At 34.9% G+C, this 19,041-nt stretch carries 15 protein-coding genes and 1 riboswitch; of the genes, 3 read left to right on the forward strand and 12 right to left on the reverse strand.

All coding sequences use genetic code 11. From position 1 onward, the window contains the following. Positions 1-155: 155 nt before the first annotated feature. The 4 genes from V7S50_RS16800 to V7S50_RS16815 form a co-directional block, all read right to left on the reverse strand. Positions 156-1,370 (reverse strand): MFS transporter, encoded by a 1,215-nt coding sequence (locus V7S50_RS16800; protein ID WP_242254320.1) that lies wholly within the window; start codon positions 1,368-1,370, stop codon positions 156-158. Positions 1,371-1,688: 318 nt separating this feature from the next. Then, entirely contained in the window at positions 1,689-3,545 is a 1,857-nt protein-coding gene (locus V7S50_RS16805; RefSeq protein ID WP_242254323.1) for an alpha/beta fold hydrolase, read from the reverse strand. A gap of 58 nt (positions 3,546-3,603) precedes the next feature. Beyond that, positions 3,604-4,170: a TetR/AcrR family transcriptional regulator gene (locus tag V7S50_RS16810; protein WP_213744444.1), complete on the reverse strand. Its 567-nt coding sequence runs from the start codon at positions 4,168-4,170 to the stop codon at positions 3,604-3,606. Positions 4,171-4,544: 374 nt separating this feature from the next. After that, entirely contained in the window at positions 4,545-5,309 is a 765-nt protein-coding gene (locus V7S50_RS16815; protein WP_242254324.1) for an SDR family oxidoreductase, read from the reverse strand. Positions 5,310-5,477: 168 nt separating this feature from the next. Between V7S50_RS16815 and V7S50_RS16820 the strand changes: the two genes are divergently transcribed. Further along, positions 5,478-5,918 (forward strand): Lrp/AsnC family transcriptional regulator, encoded by a 441-nt coding sequence (locus V7S50_RS16820; RefSeq protein ID WP_001178571.1) that lies wholly within the window; start codon positions 5,478-5,480, stop codon positions 5,916-5,918. A 168-nt stretch (positions 5,919-6,086) separates the two neighbouring features. Here the strand turns inward: V7S50_RS16820 and V7S50_RS16825 are convergent, their stop codons facing one another. Both V7S50_RS16825 and V7S50_RS16830 read right to left on the reverse strand, forming a co-directional pair. Then, the gene (locus tag V7S50_RS16825) at positions 6,087-7,292 is read right to left on the reverse strand and encodes a M20 family metallopeptidase (RefSeq protein ID WP_242254325.1); all 1,206 of its coding nucleotides are present in this window, start codon (positions 7,290-7,292) and stop codon (positions 6,087-6,089) included. An 88-nt stretch (positions 7,293-7,380) separates the two neighbouring features. Next, positions 7,381-7,482: riboswitch (SAM riboswitch) on the reverse strand. 75 nt (positions 7,483-7,557) lie between these two features. Next, entirely contained in the window at positions 7,558-9,867 is a 2,310-nt protein-coding gene (locus tag V7S50_RS16830) for an AAA domain-containing protein (RefSeq protein WP_242254326.1), read from the reverse strand. 113 nt (positions 9,868-9,980) lie between these two features. Between V7S50_RS16830 and V7S50_RS16835 the strand changes: the two genes are divergently transcribed. Together V7S50_RS16835 and V7S50_RS16840 are read left to right on the forward strand one after the other, a co-directional pair. Beyond that, positions 9,981-10,373, forward strand: coding sequence for a VOC family protein (locus tag V7S50_RS16835; RefSeq protein WP_242254334.1), 393 nt, complete (start codon positions 9,981-9,983; stop codon positions 10,371-10,373). A gap of 135 nt (positions 10,374-10,508) precedes the next feature. Then, on the forward strand, positions 10,509-10,706 hold the full coding sequence (locus V7S50_RS16840) for a hypothetical protein (protein ID WP_242254336.1): 198 nt from the start codon (positions 10,509-10,511) through the stop codon (positions 10,704-10,706). A gap of 145 nt (positions 10,707-10,851) precedes the next feature. Here V7S50_RS16840 and V7S50_RS16845 read toward each other — a convergent pair whose 3' ends face one another. From V7S50_RS16845 to cypD, 6 genes are all read right to left on the reverse strand, one after another. After that, a complete protein-coding gene (locus tag V7S50_RS16845; RefSeq protein WP_242254338.1) occupies positions 10,852-12,711 on the reverse strand; it encodes a M56 family metallopeptidase in 1,860 nt (619 codons plus the stop codon). Then, the gene (locus tag V7S50_RS16850) at positions 12,711-13,115 is read right to left on the reverse strand and encodes a BlaI/MecI/CopY family transcriptional regulator (RefSeq protein WP_375296232.1); all 405 of its coding nucleotides are present in this window, start codon (positions 13,113-13,115) and stop codon (positions 12,711-12,713) included. Before V7S50_RS16850 ends, V7S50_RS16845 begins: the two co-directional genes overlap by 1 nt. Positions 13,116-13,768: 653 nt before the next feature. Next, on the reverse strand, positions 13,769-14,074 hold the full coding sequence (locus V7S50_RS16855) for a monooxygenase (protein WP_000323771.1): 306 nt from the start codon (positions 14,072-14,074) through the stop codon (positions 13,769-13,771). 188 nt (positions 14,075-14,262) lie between these two features. Then, positions 14,263-14,613, reverse strand: coding sequence for a DoxX family protein (locus V7S50_RS16860; RefSeq protein ID WP_071757969.1), 351 nt, complete (start codon positions 14,611-14,613; stop codon positions 14,263-14,265). A gap of 322 nt (positions 14,614-14,935) precedes the next feature. Then, complete coding sequence (locus V7S50_RS16865) at positions 14,936-15,355, reverse strand: MarR family winged helix-turn-helix transcriptional regulator (protein ID WP_242254342.1); 420 nt, start codon at positions 15,353-15,355, stop codon at positions 14,936-14,938. Between the two features lie 295 nt (positions 15,356-15,650). After that, positions 15,651-18,848, reverse strand: coding sequence for a bifunctional P-450/NADPH--P450 reductase (cypD, locus tag V7S50_RS16870; RefSeq protein ID WP_242254344.1), 3,198 nt, complete (start codon positions 18,846-18,848; stop codon positions 15,651-15,653). Between the last annotated feature and the right edge of the window lie 193 nt (positions 18,849-19,041).

Raw genomic sequence — 19,041 nt, forward strand, 5'->3', positions numbered from 1 at the left:
AATAAAAAACTATATGGAAAGACCGCATTTTGTATAAAAATATACCTTAAGTTGATGGATGTGTGGCGGTACCCCATGCCCATCAACTTAAGGGATTTATTAAACAAAAACGTAAGCTTTCTGGTTTGGGTTTAAATAGAAACCTGTCAATAAAATTAGGATTGCATTGGAAATGTATTTCTGTTGTTTTTTGTTATATATTTGGACCAGTATACAGTTATGCCAAATCCAATAGTAAGAATTAATCCTGCAAAGATATATGGTAGATTAACATTTACATTAAGTAAAATGCCTCCCGTTGCTGGCCCTATTATATTCCCGAGACTTGTATAAGTAGAATTCATCCCTCCGATAAATCCTTGATTTTCTCCAGCTATTTTAGAAAGTAATGTTGTAATTGCTGGTCGAAGTAAATCAAATGCCAAAAAGATGATAAACGTTAAAATCGCGACCATCCAATAATTACCGACAAATGTAGATACAACTATAATTATAGCGGCTATAAATAAGCTATATTTAATGATTCCTTTTTCACCAAATTTTTTTACTAATTTTTCAAAGAACATGATTTGTGCTATTACTCCTAATATGGCGCTTACTGAAATAATTATTGATATATCTTTAGGTGTAAAACCAAACTTTTTATCAACAACAAAGCTAAACATATGTTCATAAGCTGATAAACCACATCCTAAAACAAAAACAAGTAATAATGGGATAAAATATAAAGGGTGAAAAGATTGTTTAATTTCTTTTAAAAAACTAACTTGTATTTTGTTATCTTGCATTTTAATTCGTTGTTCTTTAGATACAGGTTCTTTCAAAATGAATACTGAAAAACACGCAGCGATACCAGAAATTACTGCTGCAAAAAAGAACGGTGCACGTATGCCAAAATCAGATATAAAGCCACCAATACCAGGTCCAATAATGAATCCTGTACTAATAGCTGCTGATAAATACCCTAATGCTTTTGCTCTGTTTTCTAATGATGTTGTATCAGCTATAAAAGCAGTGACTGCCGGCATCATACATGCAGCACTAACACCTCCTAGTGCTCTAGAAAGAAATAATACCCATATTTGATTTCCAACTCCAAATAAAAATTCAGAAAAGGAAAATAGAATTAACCCTGCTATGATCATTTTTTTTCGACCAAATATATCTACCCATATTCCGGCAATAGGAGATGTTAATAGTTGAAAAAATGCAAACATAGCAATTAAATATCCCATAGTGTCAGTGCCTAAATGTAATGCCCTCATATAAGATGGCATTACAGGAACTACAAGACCAATTCCTAAAAATACGATAAATACATTAAATAATGCTAAAACTAAAGCTAAATTTTTCCTATTGTATATACCCATATGACTTTCCTCACCTTATGATTAATTATATATAGACATAAAAAAACTTTTTTATGTAATTGTCTTTAGGATAAACCTTAAAGTAACTTTAAGGTCAATACAAAAATTAAAAACGTAAAAATATCTATAAGGCGTACCACCAAATCAGGTTGCCCCAAAACGATAAAATGAACTTCATTGCTATAAAAGACTCAAATTTTTCGTTTTGGAGCATTATAAAATTTTAACTTGATGGTGATGGGGTGGGGCAAAAAATAGTACGATTTTATTTCAAAGACACAACGATCTTACTACGCACTTTTTATTTATCCCACACTCTCATATGCTAGTATTATTATTTTTTATTACTAATGTTGCCGTTTCACTCGGATGGCTAAGAGGAAAATGATGGCCATATGGAACAAAATCAACCTTACCAAGATGCGATGGAGCAGAATAGGCTCTGTCATAATCCCCCCAAATAATGTGAAGATTATACTTTGTTACTTCATTGAAATCACCTTGATCGTTTTTCAGTAGTAAACTGTTAAGCTGAACCGTAGTATTTAAAATTCTAGGAGAAGTAAAACTGGTACTTATTTTTTCAATATAATGTTCAGGGATGCTCTCCATACTTTCAAACAAACCATTACTTAATAAATAACGCCCTATCAAATTAGTAGTTGCTAATTTTAATGTCCATTTGTTCATAAATTGAGGAACATTTAGCGATTTAGCATTTTTTTTAGCAACAGGTGGCTGAAGTAAAGTGATTGAATACTTCTTATCTATGTACTCTTTTACTAATGCTTCCAGAAGAATAAACGCACCAAATGAATGGCCAATTAGATGTGCACCATTAGTAGCTTTCTCCAATAACTTTTTCACTACATTCAAATAGATATCTAGAAGATTTTTCTCTTGTTTAAAAGGAGAACGTCCCAAACCTGGAAGATCCAAAATCCATACAGGTTGACCAGTTTTTTCATGAAGCTCTTGTGCTAAAGGAAATAAATCCTCTCCATCACTCAATAAACCATGTAATAAAATAAACGTTTTACCCTCTCCTTGTAATTGGTAAAGGGTATTGTTATCGCATAATGTTCGTTTAAATAAATGATTATGCTGGCCATTTTGATACATCATTCGATAATCCAAATCAGCTACTACGGCAGGGGAAAATTTCATTACACTCGTCTTCTTAAACCAATCTCCTCCCATAATTTTTTTCGCTGAAACATTTGAAAATTTTCGTTTTGTAATAAAATTCAGTCCATCAGAAGGAATTTTTGTTATTTTACTTACTCCACTATTCATAATTGCTTTCATAAGTGGCATTGGAACAGAGATTTTTGGTGCCCTCAAATTCATACTTTCCGACATAATACTTAATAATTCAGCAATGTTCTGATCGTGCGGTTTGTCTTCAACAAGTGTATATGTTTGAATAGTCGGTTGCTCCAATTTGAAAACCTGCACAATAAACTTCGCAAGCTCATCGTTTGAAATAAGAGGTAACCTATATCCCTTACCTCCAGGAATCACTGGCATGAGCCCTCTTCGCATACTCATAACAAGCAAACCTAATCCTGCTATCTGCTCTGTACTCCCTGTTTTACTACTACCGACTACAGTTGGCGGATTAATTACAGAAAGCGGATAACCTACTGCTGATGCCTGGTGACGGATATAAAGATCTGCTAAAAATTTTGTTCTCTCATATGGGTTTTTTATTTTCAAATAATTGTTTCCTTCTTTAAACACATCAATTGCAATCTTACTATTTTTATCATTAAAGGGACTCATATAACCTACAACATGAATAAATTGTTGCAAGCCCTTCAATTGATGAATACTTTTAGCTAATTCACTAATATGTTTGGCGCCATTTAAAAATACGGAAGCTGCCTCTTTACTTGTCGCTTGAATATCCATGGGGCCTCCTGCGTGAATAATCACATCCGCTTTCAATACCCTCTCCTTATCTTCAGCACTTAGACCTAAATCTATTTTCGTCAAATCACCTTCAATAAAGTGCATAAATGCCTTTTTTAAGATGCCTCTTTCTTGAAAAATGCGTATTGCTTTACTTTTCGACCTTACTAAAAGAAGAATTTTAACATCCTCTTTGGCTAATTCTTTCACTAATTGTTTTCCAATAAAGCCTGTTCCACCAGTTAAAAATACTGTTCTCATATAAAATCCCCTTTGTAGTACTAATCAGTACTAATTTGATGTAAAAAAAAAGCTTCTTTTATCGAAGCAATTTTAAAAAATGATCTGCTGTTTTCGTGATTACAGTTGCATCCTTCAATGTTTCTGAAATAAATAACGCTCCTTCAAGATTTGTAATAAAAAGTGATGCAACCTCATCAATATTAATCGTATTTCTGAATTCTCCATTCTCTACCCCTTGTTTAAGTAATAGAGAAACTTTCTCTTGTAATCCTGTAAAAAAAAGACCTATTTTTTCTTTTATTTGCGTGGCCTGTTTAGGACTTTGAATATAAAGAGTGATAAATGGACAGCTCCCCTTATACTCTCTCGACTGAACTCCTTGTGATAATTGCTTTAAAAACAGTTGGATACGATCTTCAACTAAAAATTGGTTCTGAGAAAGTACGTCATCAATTGCAGATTGATACATTTCAATCCAATAATCAACGACCCCTTCTAATAATACTTCCTTATTAGAAAAGTGATAATACACATTAGACTTTGAAACTTTGCTTACACGTACTAATTCATCCATACTTGTATAAGCAAACCCTTTTTCTAAAAATAATGTTGCAGCTACTTCAATCACACGTTTTTGATTCATTAATTTTACCTTTGTCATAACTAGAACTATATAGTACTAATTTAAATATTGCAAGTATTTATGTTAATTTTTAAAAAAGTTTGATTAAAAAAGTTCCACTAACATTGATTTTACTGCAAAAAAATCTTATTTTGAATAAAGTTGAACTGAACCCCGAAATTGTTAATTCACTATCGTCTAATAGGGGTCACCATACATGCCCATCAACTTAAGAAAAAGAAATGCCCCCTGATTCAAGTTGTCTAGCGAAAAAATCACGTTTTAATAGACTTCTTTATCATGCATACCTTTCTATAAATTACCAGATATGAAACAAGGATCGTTTCATATCTAGTAATTTACTTGATTAGCTTGATGGGTATGGAGTAGTGCCCCTATAAACAAAACCCACCAGAAACATCTAAAATTTGCCCTGTTACCCAGCGACTATCAGAAGAAGCAAGGAATGCTACTACATCTGCAATCTCTTCAACTTGCCCTATTCGTCCGAACACAGATGAATTCGTAGCAAAATTTCGTATTTCCGGATCATCTAGCAATTTCGCATTCATATCTGTCTTCGTGTATCCAGGCATGATTGTATTCACTGTTATACCTCTTTCTCCGAGATGTTTAGCAAGAGGCAGTGTCATCGTATTTAGTGCACCTTTACTTAAACCATATGCAATTGAGCCTGTAAAACCAAGTCGTACTTCAGCTGATGAAATGTTGATAATTCGCCCTTCTGCTCGTAGTAATGGTAATGTTTGCTGAATTAAAAAGAACGGTGCCTTCATATTTACTGCCATAATTTCATCAAAAACTTCTTCTGTCGTATCTTCAATCGTTCCTTGTGTACCTATCCCTGCATTGTTTACTAAAATATCAATCTCTGATGTACCAACTCTTATTTGTAATTCATTCTTCAATTGTTCTACTATCTTTTTGACACCATCCATTGAATTGAGATCTGCTTCAATTAAGAATGCCTTTCCTCCATTCGATTCAATCTCACTAATTGTTGCATCTGCAGCTATTTTATTTCGGCCGTAGTGAATCGCTACTAATGCACCGTCGTTTGCCAATCTCATCGCAATCGCACGACCAATACCGCGACTTGCCCCTGTTACTAACGCGATTTTCCCATCAAGATTCTTCATTTCTTCCATCCTTCCTAAATTTCCGTTTGATAAAAACCTATACTTATATTTTCATGTAAACACCAATAATTTTAAATATATATTTATAGGTAATTCAATTCGTTAGCTTATGATATTATAGTTATAATTCATGATTTACTTTAGAAAACAAAATAAGGAGGCTACACAATGCAAAACGCTGTAAAACTGGATGAAATTGATCATAAAATAATGAACTTGTTGTATGAAAATGCGAGAATTTCCGTTTCAGAAATAGGACGAATTATATCCATGACGCAGCCTGCTGTAAAAGAGCGTATTAATAAACTTGAAGATCAAGGAGTTATAGCGGCTTACCGAACGAAATTTGAGCCTTCCAAAATTAATAAGAACATTCAAGCATTCATCATGTTTAAAACGAGCCAATGCTCTGATTTTATCCAATATTGTAATGCCGCTCCTGAAGTAACAGATTTATATCGAATTAGCGGAGAGTTTAATTATATGATGAAGGTCATGAGCGATTCGATGGATTCTCTCGCTACATTTTTAGACTCTTTAATGCAATTTGGCTTATCATCTCCTTTAATTGTATTAAAGAGTGAATTTGAGGAAAAATTGTCGTTCTGATAAAGGGATACGTATTATCCCCCGCTAACAGTAAAAGTTTTTCCTTTATGAGAAAAACCAACAAAACCAATGATTAGTAAACAAAAAAGAACATTGATATTTCAATGTTCTTTTTTATATCTCTACTTATTAATTAGATTGTGCTTCGAAAAGAGCACCTTAATCCCCTTATCCCTGATTCCTCTGCGCCTCTCTAAACTCCTCCTTCACCCTCTCTAACAGCCCTTCTTCCGTAATTAATCGATACGCTGTATTTGCTAATGCTTTTGCGGATGTAATTAATGCTTTATCTCCTAATTCTGAGCGTGCTGCTTCTCTAAATTCATTCGTATGTGCAATTAAGTCATCTGGGCCGATTTTAATGTACGGGTGAATGGTCGGTACGACTTGGCTTACGTTTCCTGCGTCGGTTGAACCAATGCCAAGTCTTTCTTTACGATTTACTTCTTCACCTAGTAATTCTAGTTCTTCCGCTACGATGTCGTTATATGTTTTTGTTACGAGTAATTCATCGATCTCATTTTGGAATTGATGGATTTTTACTTTCGTACCTGTTGCTAGCGCTGCCCCTTGTGCGATGTTTTTCACTTTCTCTGTTACTTCCGCACATCTTTTTCGCGTTGCTGCACGAATGAAGAACCTTGCTGCGGCGTAGTCAGGAATAATGTTAGGTGCTTTTCCTCCTTCTGTAATAACGCCATGAATCTTCACATCTGACGGAAGTTGTTGACGAAGTGCATTAATACTGTTATACAGCTGAATAACCGCATCTAATGCGTTAATCCCTTCTTCAGGTGAAGCTGCAGCATGAGCTGTTTTTCCGTAAAAATGAAAATCAAGTGGATCAACTGCTAGTGAAGGACTCGTTGTTGCTGTTTTTCCGCTCGGATGAATCATAAGCGCCGCATCAATATCTTTAAATAAACCTGCCTTTACATAACTCGATTTTGCGCTACCGTTTGGCCCACCTTCTTCTGCCGGTGTTCCGAAAACGACAACCTCTCCGCCTATTTCTTCAAGCGTTTCTGATAATGCAATTGCTGCTGCAACACTAATTGTGCCGATTAAATTGTGACCACACGCATGGCCAAGTCCTGGTAAAGCATCATACTCAGCTAAAAATGCGATAACTGGTCCTTGTTTCCCTGAACTTTTTCGTGCGATAAAACCTGTTTCATGTCCAGCTATATTGTGCTGCAACTGGAATCCTGCACTACCTAGCAATAAACTTAACGTTCTAGATGCGTAAAATTCTTGGTTACCAATCTCCGGATTCGCATGAATATCATGACTTGTTTCTATGTACTTTTCCTTATTTCTTTCGATACTCTCTTCAATTGTTTTTCTTTGTGACGTTACTCCAGTCGCTCCCATTTGTCTTCCCCCTTTTATTTTCACGTAAAAAAGCCTCTTTCTAAAAGATAGAAAGAGGCTTCTGTATATACAGTCAAAATGAGCTTCTTTCTTATCTTTCAAGTTACCTTGCTGGAATTGGCACAGTATTCATAAAGAATCCGCTGCCGAGGTATCGTAGGGCCAGTCCCTCCACCTCTCGTGATAAGAATTTTCATAAAATTATATTAAATTACATTCATTCTAAGTTCATTTCAAATAAAAGTCAAGGAATTCCTATCCGAATTTACCGAATATCTAAAAATCCTTTTAATACACCAATTGCCTCAGGTGCTTGCAGTCTTGCACATACGTACGGAAATTCTATACTACCTTCAAACATCATTTGAGATGTAAGCGGTGCCCCTGCCCAAAAGATTTCATCATCGATTACGATAAATGGGAAGGCTTTATTTTGCCTTTGTAACTTTACATTTTTCAGTGGAACTGGTCCATCACTATACACTGTTATTTGCGCATTTGTACGCATTAACGCTTGCCATACTCGTTTATCTACTTGTTTTGTACTTGGAAGTGAAATAATGATTTTTCGTTTTGCAGCTAAAATATCTTTTAATAGCCCTTTCGTTTCCTCAAGATTCATTTCCATAAACCAGCGTAATCGTTTCGATATTTTTCGTTCCCACAATTGCCTTGATGTCGTACGATCATACACATCTCCATGACGTTCTATATGAGCTGTTAATTGTGATAACGCTTGTTTTCTTGAAAGATTTTTACGCATATAATGGCAATCCGATAATTGAATGAACTTCCCTCTCGCTCTTGTCACTGCTACATTGACGAGACGATGGTTTTTATGGTCAAAGAATAACACGCCAGGGCGTTCTTGCGGATAACTATCAACCGTATCAAAAATCATCATATCTCTTTCAGAACCTTGAAACTTATGAACTGTCGCTGCTAAAACAGGTATGTGTTGATATTTCGTTCTCTGTAACATTTCTCTAATACACGTTGATAAAAAGCGGGATTGTGCCCTGTAAGGTGTCACAACACCGATCGATTGCACACCATCTAACAGTCCGATTAACATCATTTGCATCGCTACTAAACCAGACATAATATTAAAACGCGATCCTGAAGCAGCATCCTTTAACGAAAAAGCTCCCATTAAGCTCGTATCAAATAAAATACTCGCTTCATTTGCGAACGGTTGTAGTTTCGCAAGTTCTTTACGTTCTGAAACTGACGGATGATCGTATACTCTATTTTTATAAATAAATGAGTTTGTAAACTTAGATATATCCGCATGCATACGTCTTTGTTCCTGCAACATAAACAGGTTTGGATGTGCTTCTGATTTATTAACAGACTCAACAATCCCAGCATGGTAAAACATATCTTCGCCGAGCCATTTGCGAACGAGTTCATGGTTTGCCATCGCAATTGGAGGTAACTGTAAAAAGTCTCCACAAACGACGATACGTTTTCCAAGTGAAGCAGCTAATGCAATTTGCGGAACATATGCCATACTCACTTCATCTACAACAACTAAATCAAATGTACGCTCGTAAATAAGTGAATCAATGGCACATTTCGATAAAGTTGCGCCGATTACTTTCGCATTTTCAATGTATTCTTTTTCTACTTCTTTAATTTTCGCTTTTTGCTTTCGAAGATCACTTTCAATCTCTTGTATACGCTTCTTATCAGCAGATGTTGCTTTATACGATAAAATCTTTTCACGAAGATCTTGTCGTGTCTCTTCTAAATAGAGTCTTTCTTCTCCCCAAGATCCGTTCGTCGTTTCAACTAACTTCGACGCAAGTAGCGTTTCATGATTTCTTATATGTTCATGTTGACTATAACCGTAACGAACAATTTCGCCAGGCGTCCATTTCTTTTTCTTTTCAATTTGCTTCGTTACTTCACTCATTAATACGTCCACTGCTGCGTTACTATGAGCTAACACAAGTACCGATTTTCCTTTTTGATAATGAGCCGAAATAATACGTGATAAATTGTAAGACTTCCCTGTTCCAGGCGGTCCCCACACGTACGTTGTCGGATTGTAAAACGAACGATACGCCAATTCATTTTTCGGATTTTTCATCTTCTCAATATGTTTCGGACTGCTCGTCCCATCAACAAGACGCTTTATACGATTACGTTTTAGCTTATCTTTATGCGCCTCTTTCAATCGCTCTTGCAGTTGCTCTAAAAGCTGCCACGGTTCACTATATAAAACAGCCTCTCTTATTTCGCCTTGTATATAATCATTTAACTTCAGTTCTATTTCTAATCCATGTACAGATAATACTTCTCCTGTCGCTTCCTCACCATCGAACTCAATTCGAATAGGTGAACCTTCAGGTAAGCTTACTTCCGAAATAAGCTGAAATACATATACTGTACTTTCATAATCTGTATATAAAAAACGACCGTTCATGATAGAAATTTTACTACCACCTATCGTTTTCCAATGTTTAATTTCATACGCTAATGCATAATGCCACTCTTTCATCGTTTCCGATAATGAAGGAGTTTGAGTAGGTGTATTCATCGTATAATCTCCTTCCTTCTCCCCAAACATACTTTCTCACTATACCATATAACACGCTAAAATTTGTAAGGTTTTTATCTTGCTTATTTTCTTAATTTTCAATATTATTTTACATATAAAATTTTCAGAAAGAAGGAATCTACATGCCAATTAGAAGAATAGAACACGTTGGACTTATGGTTGCTAAATTAGAAACATCTATAACTTTTTATGAAAAAGTAGTTGGCTTACAGCTTATTAAGCGAATGGGACATCCAAACCCAGACTTAAAACTCGCTTTTTTAGGTGTGGAAGAATCGAAGGAAACGATACTGGAACTCATTGAAGGTTACAACTCCTCTCTTCCGGCAGAAGGAAAAGTACATCACATTTGCTTTAAAGTGGATTCATTAAAAGAAGAAATTGAAAGACTCAAGAAACATGGAGTAACCTTTTTACTAGGAGAAGAAATCGAAACATTACCGGATGGAACACGTTACATATTCTTCGCGGGTCCTGATGGGGAATGGATTGAGTTTTTTGAAACCAAGAGATAAAGTAAACCTTTATGTTGCGGGATAGAAAAGGAGCCGGAATTCCGGCCCTTGTTTTTAACCAGTAACAATGAAACATACCTCCAACCTGAGAATTCACCAAGGTTAAAAACATAATCATTTTGTTAGGAGGAGAGAATGGTAAATACAGTCTTTATTATTGTTTTTGGGATACCTATACTATTTCCAATCCTTTATGTAATCAAGATAAAGGATTGGAATATAAAAACAGCTGCCTTATTTGTTGGAAGAATTCTATTAAGTATTGTCTATTTTATAAATGGAATGGTGTTAGGTAGAACCTTCCCTATGAAACAAAATGGGATTTCTTTATAAAGTCTTTGCAACATGAGAAAACTGATGCGCTTATAGAAGTATTACTTTTTAGTATGATCGTCATTTTTGACTTACTAACTACATTTAATTATATAAATAAAAAGAAGTGGGATGTTTCCCTATTTCTTTTCTTGAGGCTTTGTTTTTATTTCAAAAAAGAAATCATAATTTTCTCTAGTTCAGCCTTATTTAACACATCATCAATAATTACAACTTGATAAGAACTGTCCTTTCCTTTTGCAGGAACAATCATTTTCATGCCCTTTATATTACTTCCAGTCATTTTACCAAAGGTGAATTGTGCTCCTTCCAGTTCATAATTTTCTATCTTGTCATTGTCATTAATCCATTGATAAAATGGATCTCTTACTCTTTCTAAAATGGAAGATTGATAAATTGTATAACCAAACTCCCCAGCTCTATATTCTGAGCTCATGATAGGATCCAGCTTTTTTGTTGTAACGACTGGTTCAACTTTTTCCCTCTTCAGTTCATAACCTTTTGCTACATAATTAGGTTTCTTAATTGGAAAATCAAATGGACGAGATGTGAAATGCGAATAAATTTTCCCCCATAATGGTTCAATAGCTTTACTATTCTCCTCTATTTTTTTTTGATCGTCTCGTTCTAAATATTCAGGTTTCCCTACTGACCTTATCTTCTTGTCTATAATATATCCCTCTGTTTGCAATTTGATGAATTTATCAAATTCTTCTTTTGTTAACAGACTCTGTGCCACTTCCATTTCTTCAAGTAAATATTCATATCGCCCTTCTGAAACATGAAATTCTGCAAATGCTTGTTCTTTTGTACCAATCATCTTCTCTACAATTTGCTGAATAGGAACTTCAGTTTGTGCTTTTGCTGTTTTAAAATTATTTTTCACTTCTGTTGTTTCTTTCTGCTGGTTAGTTGGTATATCAGCATGTGCATTTAATAAAGATACAGATGATACAGCAAGAATAGCAACAACTCCAAATGCAGACCAACGATACGAGTTCTTTTTAAATTTTTTAATCATAAGAATTCTCCTTTTTAATGTTCTTTTATTTCTACTTAAGTTCGCTAAGCTTGGTACTTGATAATAACTTGAGTAGTGTTCTAAAAGGGTAATAATAGTATGACCATATGCAAGTTTTTCCTCTGAATCTATATATGTAAGAGCTAATGCATCACACGCCAGTTCCTGATCTTCACGCATGCATGAGTAGGCATACCAAAGAATTGGATTAAACCAATTTAGAATTAGTAACATATGCATAAGCCAATTTACACCAACATCTCTTCGTTTAATATGAGCTAGTTCATGATGAAAGATATATCGTAACTGTTGCTCATCTAATACTTTCATATGTGCACTTGACAATAACAACCTTGGTCTAAGGAATCCGAAAACAGTTGGACTCGCAATTTTCCCAGCTGAGAGAAGTGGGATATCTCGCTTAACGGACATAGATTCCTTACAGCTCTCAAAGATTTCACTAATCTTTTCATCTGTAATAACGGGTTGCTTTTTTATATAGAAAAGTAAACGCTTATTCATAATGATGGTGGCAAAACATAGAATGATAACCCCAGCAAGCCAAATATATAAAACGATTGTATAAAATGAAACCGATTTGTCATTTTGCTTTTCATTATTATGCGTTTGTTTCTTATCTTTTTTAGCTGTTTGTGTAGAACCATATGTATAGGTCTTTGTACCACCTATAGCTGTCGATTCTTGTATACGACGATCTGCGAAGTCTTGGTGAGAAGTAACTGGAATTCCATTACTGTACGAAAGAATAGAATAGATACTGTAGGAACTATCTGGTGACCATGGTAATAAAAGTCTTACAATTAATATTATCCATAATAGATACTGCCATCGTGGGGGTAACTTATCTCTAAGAAAGATTTTGATACATAAGATTAGACCAACTAATATACTTGCCATAATGGAGGTTTCTACCACCCAATCAAAAAAGCCAGGTAGATAGACGTTTACAAACATATCTATCATTATGATTTATCCTTCCTTTGATTTTCCTCATTCTTCTCATCTAAAATACGTTTGAGTTCGTTAATATCCTCTGAGGACAGCTTTTCTTCTTTTAAGAAATTCACAAGTAAAGGTTTAAATGCTGCACCATAGAAACGTTTGAGAAGCGATTTTGTTTCTACATGTAGATAACTATCTTGCGACACTAAAGGATAATAAGCATACATACGCCCTTTATCCTGATGGTAAGAAACAGCTTCTTTTTGGACTAATCGATTAATAAGCGTTCGAATCGTTTTCGGCCTCCAGTCCATCGTTACTTCTAGCGCTTCAATCACTTCATTTGCTGTTTGAGGAGATCTTGACCAAAGAACTTTCATAACTTCTAACTCAGCTTCCGATATTTTAGGTAATTCTTTCATTATTTAAAATCCCACCTTTTATATTACACTTGTAATCTACAACTCAATATTACAAGTGTAATCCTAAAACGTCAACTATTTTTAGAACAATCAATATAAAGGTAATATTCAGAAATAATACAATAAGCTATTCTTTCTGTAGAATCATAGCAAATATTCCTCTATTCATCCCATATCGATGCGCGAGAAACAACATTAATTATTATTCTCCAAAACAATAACAAAAATGGACTTGTTATCAATTCTTTTTTTTGTTAAACTCCTTTAAAAAATCATAACTCAAACAAAATTCGCTATTCTTAGTTACTAAATATTAGTTATGTTCACAATTTCGCAATATGTATAGACAGGTATATATGTTATAATCAACTTAGCAAATTACAAATAAATTTGCATTTCCTGTGCCCCTTACCTCCCAGTAAGGAGCGTGCCCTTTTATAAATATTATTTCAATACAATTTTCCCCACATCATTTTCACAAATGTAAAAATTCTCATATATTAGACTTCATACAACCTTTTCCAATGAACAATATACCGATACACAAATCCCTATTTATATAGGGATTTTTTTGTACGAGTCCCCTCACCATCAATTTAAGAATTAAAAAAGAAGGGGAATATCCCCTCCTTTTACGCTTGCTCCGACTGTCGAAATTATTTAATGTACCCACGATTCAGTTCCGTTAACTTTTCATTGATATTAAAAATTCTTACTCTAATATCTTTAACACCAGCTGCTTCCAGTCTGTTCTTGTGCATTTCAGCGTATTTTTCAGCATCTTGTTTTTCTTCAAATACATAGATGCCTCCAGCTTCTTTTGTTTCTTGATTCTCAGTCCATATTTTCCAATGGAATCCTTCTTCTTCGTTAATACTGTTTGCTAAATCCCAAAATCCTTTTTCCATTTCTTCACCAAAAGGACCTTCAAACGGAAAATCAACTTGTAATAAATATGCCATCTTCACTCACTCCTATTTTTAATATAAAATTCTTGCCATTCTTTTACTAATTATAATTTTTTTGATTCTAATGATGATACTGTTTACATTCGTATTGCTATTATTCCACCACTAATTTAAAAATCCTACTATTTGTAAAATACTCATAAAACGGTAGCAATTTGAACGCAAACAGTTTTAAATTATGTTTAAAAAATGTGATACAAACTTATCCCAAAACTAAGGACAAACAAAACAAGCGCAGGTATTGCTTTCTTAAAGGGATCTCTCGCTAATACAATAAGAGTTAATGCAGCTGCAAGCATCGTACCGCCTAACAACAATCCTGCCAATAAAGCTGCCATTGGAACCCAAATTCCTATTAACATTCCAATTGCTCCTACAATCTCAAAAGCTCCAGTTAAGAAATTAAAAAACGAAGGTAAACCAAATCGCTTAAACTCATCTGCCATTTTCCCAGATATAATTTTCGTTCCTGTCATTAAAAAGAACAGAAACAACACTACTTTTACAATATTGATGAAAATTAAAATAGTCATCACACCTTTCTTATTATTTGATAAAACTCAGTATTGTTCAGGTAATAGTCACTACCTTTACCCTATTTCCTGATATTGCCCTTATAGAAGTTGCTTCACTTTACATTACCCTTTTCCATATGAAAGGGATTAAAATTACATGCCATAGCATATATAATACAAAAAATTTGACTGGTACTAGGCAAAAAAGTGACCTTGAATCAGATATCATCCAAAATAAAGCTATCTCCATCATTCCTCGAAATAAAACTATATGCTATAGCATATATAATACATAAAATAAAGTTTGTTCCTTATGAATAGAATCAATAAGGAACAAGTATTAATAGCGTGTATCATACAATTTGTTTAATAATGATTGTAATACTTTAATCTCTTCTTCGCTCAAATTACTCGTAACGAAATGGTGAGCGTCTGTCACTACAGGCAAGATTGTTTTCTTTAATTCGTCACCTTTTTCAGTTAAAAAAAGGTTGTGTGAACGTCTATCTTGGTCATTCAAAGCCTTCTTTACAATCCCTTTTCTCTCCATCGACTGTATCATTCTTACGACAGTAGTTTGATCTTTATCAATAGCTTCTGCTAACTCTTTTTGAGTAGTAGCCCTGTGGCTACAAAGAACACTAATAATCCCCCACTGCTCTGGCGTAACTCCATAAGGCTTTAATTTCTTAGTAAAATAATTAGTCATTTTCACATCAGTACGATGAACAAGATAGCCTATTAAATCATGTAAGTTCATGTATCACCTCTATAAATTAGGATATAAAAGGATATAGCATACCAGTCAATTATTCACAGTGAATATATTTGTTTCACTAATTATATGCTATGACATATATATTAAATTAGGTCATTTTAATTGTCAAATGAATTACCTATTATTTTTCTACAGTATCAGTCCAGCTTATTTAAAAATAAGAAAATCCCGTATTCAATAAAAATACGGGATTTTTATCAATAAGTTTATTTTTTAAATTAACACTTACTCGAAAGCAATTCATTCGTTACATATTACATATCTAATTAAGAAAAATTCATATACCAGCCCAAACATCTTTTCCATATCGCCCTTCATCTTGCACACGATCCAACCAATTCCTTGCTTCTTGTTCACTGACTTCATGAATTTCTTGATATGCTTGACACAGGGTATCTTCTACATCAGGAGCCATTTTACTTCCATCCCCACATATATAAAGGTGAGCTCCATTATCTAATAATGAAATTAAATTGATTCTATCTTGTTTTATTAAATGCTGTACATATGTTTTTGGATATCCTTCTAGGCGAGAAAAAGCTGTGTGTAAAGAGATTAATCCATCTCTTTCATCATTTTCTAGTTCTGTACGATAGAGATAATCCTTTTCAGGATGACGACAACCAAAGTATAGATGTGCTTGTCCTAAGTTAATACCTTTTTGCTTTTGAACACGACGCGCTTGCAAGAATCCACGGAATGGTGCAATTCCAGTACCTGGTCCAACCATGATAATTGGTGTTTCTGGATTTTCAGGTAATTGAAAGTTTGATTGTGGCGTTCGAATGAAACAGATAATCTCATCTTTATTATGACGCTGAGCTAAATAATTAGAAGCGACTCCTTCATATGTCCCTTCTCCACTCCATGCAGGCGCATTAACAACACCAACCGTAATGCTCAGACGATCCTGTGCAACGAGTGGAGAACTTGAAATAGAATAGTAACGCGGTTTGAGCGCAGGAAGAAGTTCTAAAAAACGTTCAAATCGGATTTCACAAGCCTCATACTTTTCAAGAAGATCCAACATTGAAATACGTTTCTTTAATATTTGTTCATGATAAACTCCGTCTTCCAATAATGATTCCAATTCCTTTTTATGAGGAGGGCATGCTGTGAATGTCACCATTTCTCGTATTTGTGCTCGAGTAGCTGCTTCTTGAACTTCGACACTATAACTAAGAAGGTCAAATAAACTAACAGGACTGTCTAAAGGTATGTGATTTACACTGCGCCCACTTGCGCTCAGTATGACTTGATCCTTCCCGTTTAATCCAAAGCGTTTTAAAACTCGGTTGACATTTTTCTGACTATTAATTGGCAGCACCCCAAGGTGGTCTCCTTCTTGATACGTAGCGCCTTCTGGCAAGGATATCTCGATATGTCGAGTGCTTCTATCACTGCTGGATGATTGGAGTTCACGATTTTCTAATACAGACGCATAAACTGCTTCATATGTTCGCGCAAGAGGAGATCCTCCAAGACGACTGACAAATTGTAAACTTAATGTACTGCGTTCTTTCTCCATGTTTTTGTTAAGTTCCAATCCAAATGCCTTCATCGCATCAGACCACATGCTTTGTTTCCATTGCTCGAGTTGTTCCTCGAAATCACCACTTGCATCCGCTTCTCCACGTGTAGAAAATCTTGTTGCTCCTTTTTGCGCCATTTGCTCATCAATGTATCTTGGAATTCTCTGATAAGTACTAGCCCAATTATGATCTCCACAACCAAAAACTGCGTATTGAACACCTTTTAGCTCGTCCGGTTTTAATTCCTCCAACCATTGCACAAACTGTCCTGCATTACTTGGCGGCTTTCCATTATAAGAAGAAGTTACAATAAGAACCGCTCCTTCTTTTGGCAGACTTCCAATTCGATCGTTAAGAGCTGCCACTTCCGTTTGAACACCTTCTAAACTAGCTGTATCTGCTAGTTCTCTTGCAATACCTTCTGCTACCCCTGTATCCGAACCATACAGAACAAGCAGCGAAAGATTATCGGCTCCAATAATAGAAGGAGTCTTCTGAACTTGCTGCTTAATTTCATGGTTTTTCAGTTTCTCCTCTATAGGTGCAAGAACAGTAGTATGGCTAATAGTTTGATTTCGGGGTAGAATCCTAATTTTAAAATCACCAGGCTTTAGCGTTAATGTTTGTTTTACGTTCAGCTGATAGTCTTGATAATCGATGAATTCAAAATGTTGAAGCAGCATTCCCATTACGAGTGTGGCTTCATGAAGTGCAAACTGCATACCGATACATGCTCTCTGACCATTTCCAAATGGCTTATAAGCATGATGTGGGATCTTATCCAGCTCTTCAAATCGTTCAGGTTGGAATTCTTCCACATTGTCTCCCCACGCATCTTTATCCCTATGTAGCTGTGGAATAAGAACAGAAATGCGATCTTCTCCTTTCTTAATTGGATATTTCCCACCAATCACTGTATCTTCTTTTGCATAGAGACTGAATGCTGGAGCAGTAGGCCATAGACGTAGCGATTCATTTAAAATCATCCGGATATACTTAAGTTTCATAACTTGCTGGTATGTTGGAGTAGGATCTGTCAATACCCGATCTACTTCTTCATAGGCTTTTTTCAACTTATCCGGATTTTTTAATAAAAAATAGATTGCAAAAGATAACAAGCCACTTGTTGTTTCATGTCCAGCTATTAAAAAGGTAATAATTTGGAAACGAATATTTTCATCATCTAATTTTTCACCAGTTTCCGGATCCTGCACATTTAACATACGGGAAAGTAAATCATTTTCTTCCTGATTTCCATTACTTTTACGTTCAGCAATAATATTATCTACTAAAGAAAACATGGATTGAATATCATGCTGAAATTGACGTTTCGTTCTCCACATGAGTTTGTCTTCTATATCCAATCGCTGTAATTGGTGCATCGCCTCGTCTAGAGCACGGGTCATGCTAGTGATAAAAGGATGAGAGGTCTCACGATAAAAGCTATTAAATCGGTAATTAAAACCACATAGACCAATTGTATCTAATGTAAGGCGAGTCATATCCTCTGGAACATCCACGTTTTCATTTGGATTCAGTCTTGCCCATTTCTGAACGAGTTGTACGGCAATATCGACCATCATGGCATGGTAATCTTTCATTGCCCGTTGGCTGAATGTAGGCATCAAAATATTATGAGCTTTTTTCCAGTTAGGCTCGTGAGTCTCGCTTGTAAATAATCCGTCTCCAGCAAAGGCACGAACCTTTGCTAAAGCACCCTCTATACTTTTATCGAACCGTGTTTCATCACAGACTTCTGCTACCAGTTCATGTCCAGAAACGACAATGATGGTATCACTTAAAGTTTGAATTCGAAAAATGGGACCATACTCTTCCGCTATCTTGATAAAGGATAAGGTCGGTTTATCTTTATCGATTAATGGGAGATTACCCAGCGGTCCATATGTTTTCGGTTGAGGAATGGCAGATACTTTTTTATCCATTAAAAACACCCTTTCAAAAAAGCATGAAATAAAATATCCCATTCAATAAAAAGAAGATAGCAATGAATCGCCTGGGATAAAGATATGTAATTGATTACCTTATTTTATCTTTTCCCTAACTATTCATGATTATGATATTGCTTATAAGGTTGGTAATTAGATTTATAACTTGTAGAAAAAATACTAAATTAAA

Source organism: Bacillus sp. CCNWLW194 (assembly GCF_037120585.1).
Classification (GTDB): Bacteria; Bacillota; Bacilli; order Bacillales; family Bacillaceae_G; genus Bacillus_A; species Bacillus_A basilensis.

Coding starts and splice junctions, on each gene's coding strand:
- V7S50_RS16800 (WP_242254320.1), bottom strand. CDS start 1,370: ATGGGTATATACAATAGGAAAAATTTAGCTTTAGTTTTAGCATTATTT.
- V7S50_RS16805 (WP_242254323.1), bottom strand. CDS start 3,545: ATGAGAACAGTATTTTTAACTGGTGGAACAGGCTTTATTGGAAAACAA.
- V7S50_RS16810 (WP_213744444.1), bottom strand. CDS start 4,170: ATGAATCAAAAACGTGTGATTGAAGTAGCTGCAACATTATTTTTAGAA.
- V7S50_RS16815 (WP_242254324.1), bottom strand. CDS start 5,309: ATGAAGAATCTTGATGGGAAAATCGCGTTAGTAACAGGGGCAAGTCGC.
- V7S50_RS16820 (WP_001178571.1), top strand. CDS start 5,478: ATGCAAAACGCTGTAAAACTGGATGAAATTGATCATAAAATAATGAAC.
- V7S50_RS16825 (WP_242254325.1), bottom strand. CDS start 7,292: ATGGGAGCGACTGGAGTAACGTCACAAAGAAAAACAATTGAAGAGAGT.
- V7S50_RS16830 (WP_242254326.1), bottom strand. CDS start 9,867: ATGTTTGGGGAGAAGGAAGGAGATTATACGATGAATACACCTACTCAA.
- V7S50_RS16835 (WP_242254334.1), top strand. CDS start 9,981: ATGCCAATTAGAAGAATAGAACACGTTGGACTTATGGTTGCTAAATTA.
- V7S50_RS16840 (WP_242254336.1), top strand. CDS start 10,509: ATGGTAAATACAGTCTTTATTATTGTTTTTGGGATACCTATACTATTT.
- V7S50_RS16845 (WP_242254338.1), bottom strand. CDS start 12,711: ATGATAGATATGTTTGTAAACGTCTATCTACCTGGCTTTTTTGATTGG.
- V7S50_RS16855 (WP_000323771.1), bottom strand. CDS start 14,074: ATGGCATATTTATTACAAGTTGATTTTCCGTTTGAAGGTCCTTTTGGT.
- V7S50_RS16860 (WP_071757969.1), bottom strand. CDS start 14,613: ATGACTATTTTAATTTTCATCAATATTGTAAAAGTAGTGTTGTTTCTG.
- V7S50_RS16865 (WP_242254342.1), bottom strand. CDS start 15,355: ATGAACTTACATGATTTAATAGGCTATCTTGTTCATCGTACTGATGTG.
- cypD (WP_242254344.1), bottom strand. CDS start 18,848: ATGGATAAAAAAGTATCTGCCATTCCTCAACCGAAAACATATGGACCG.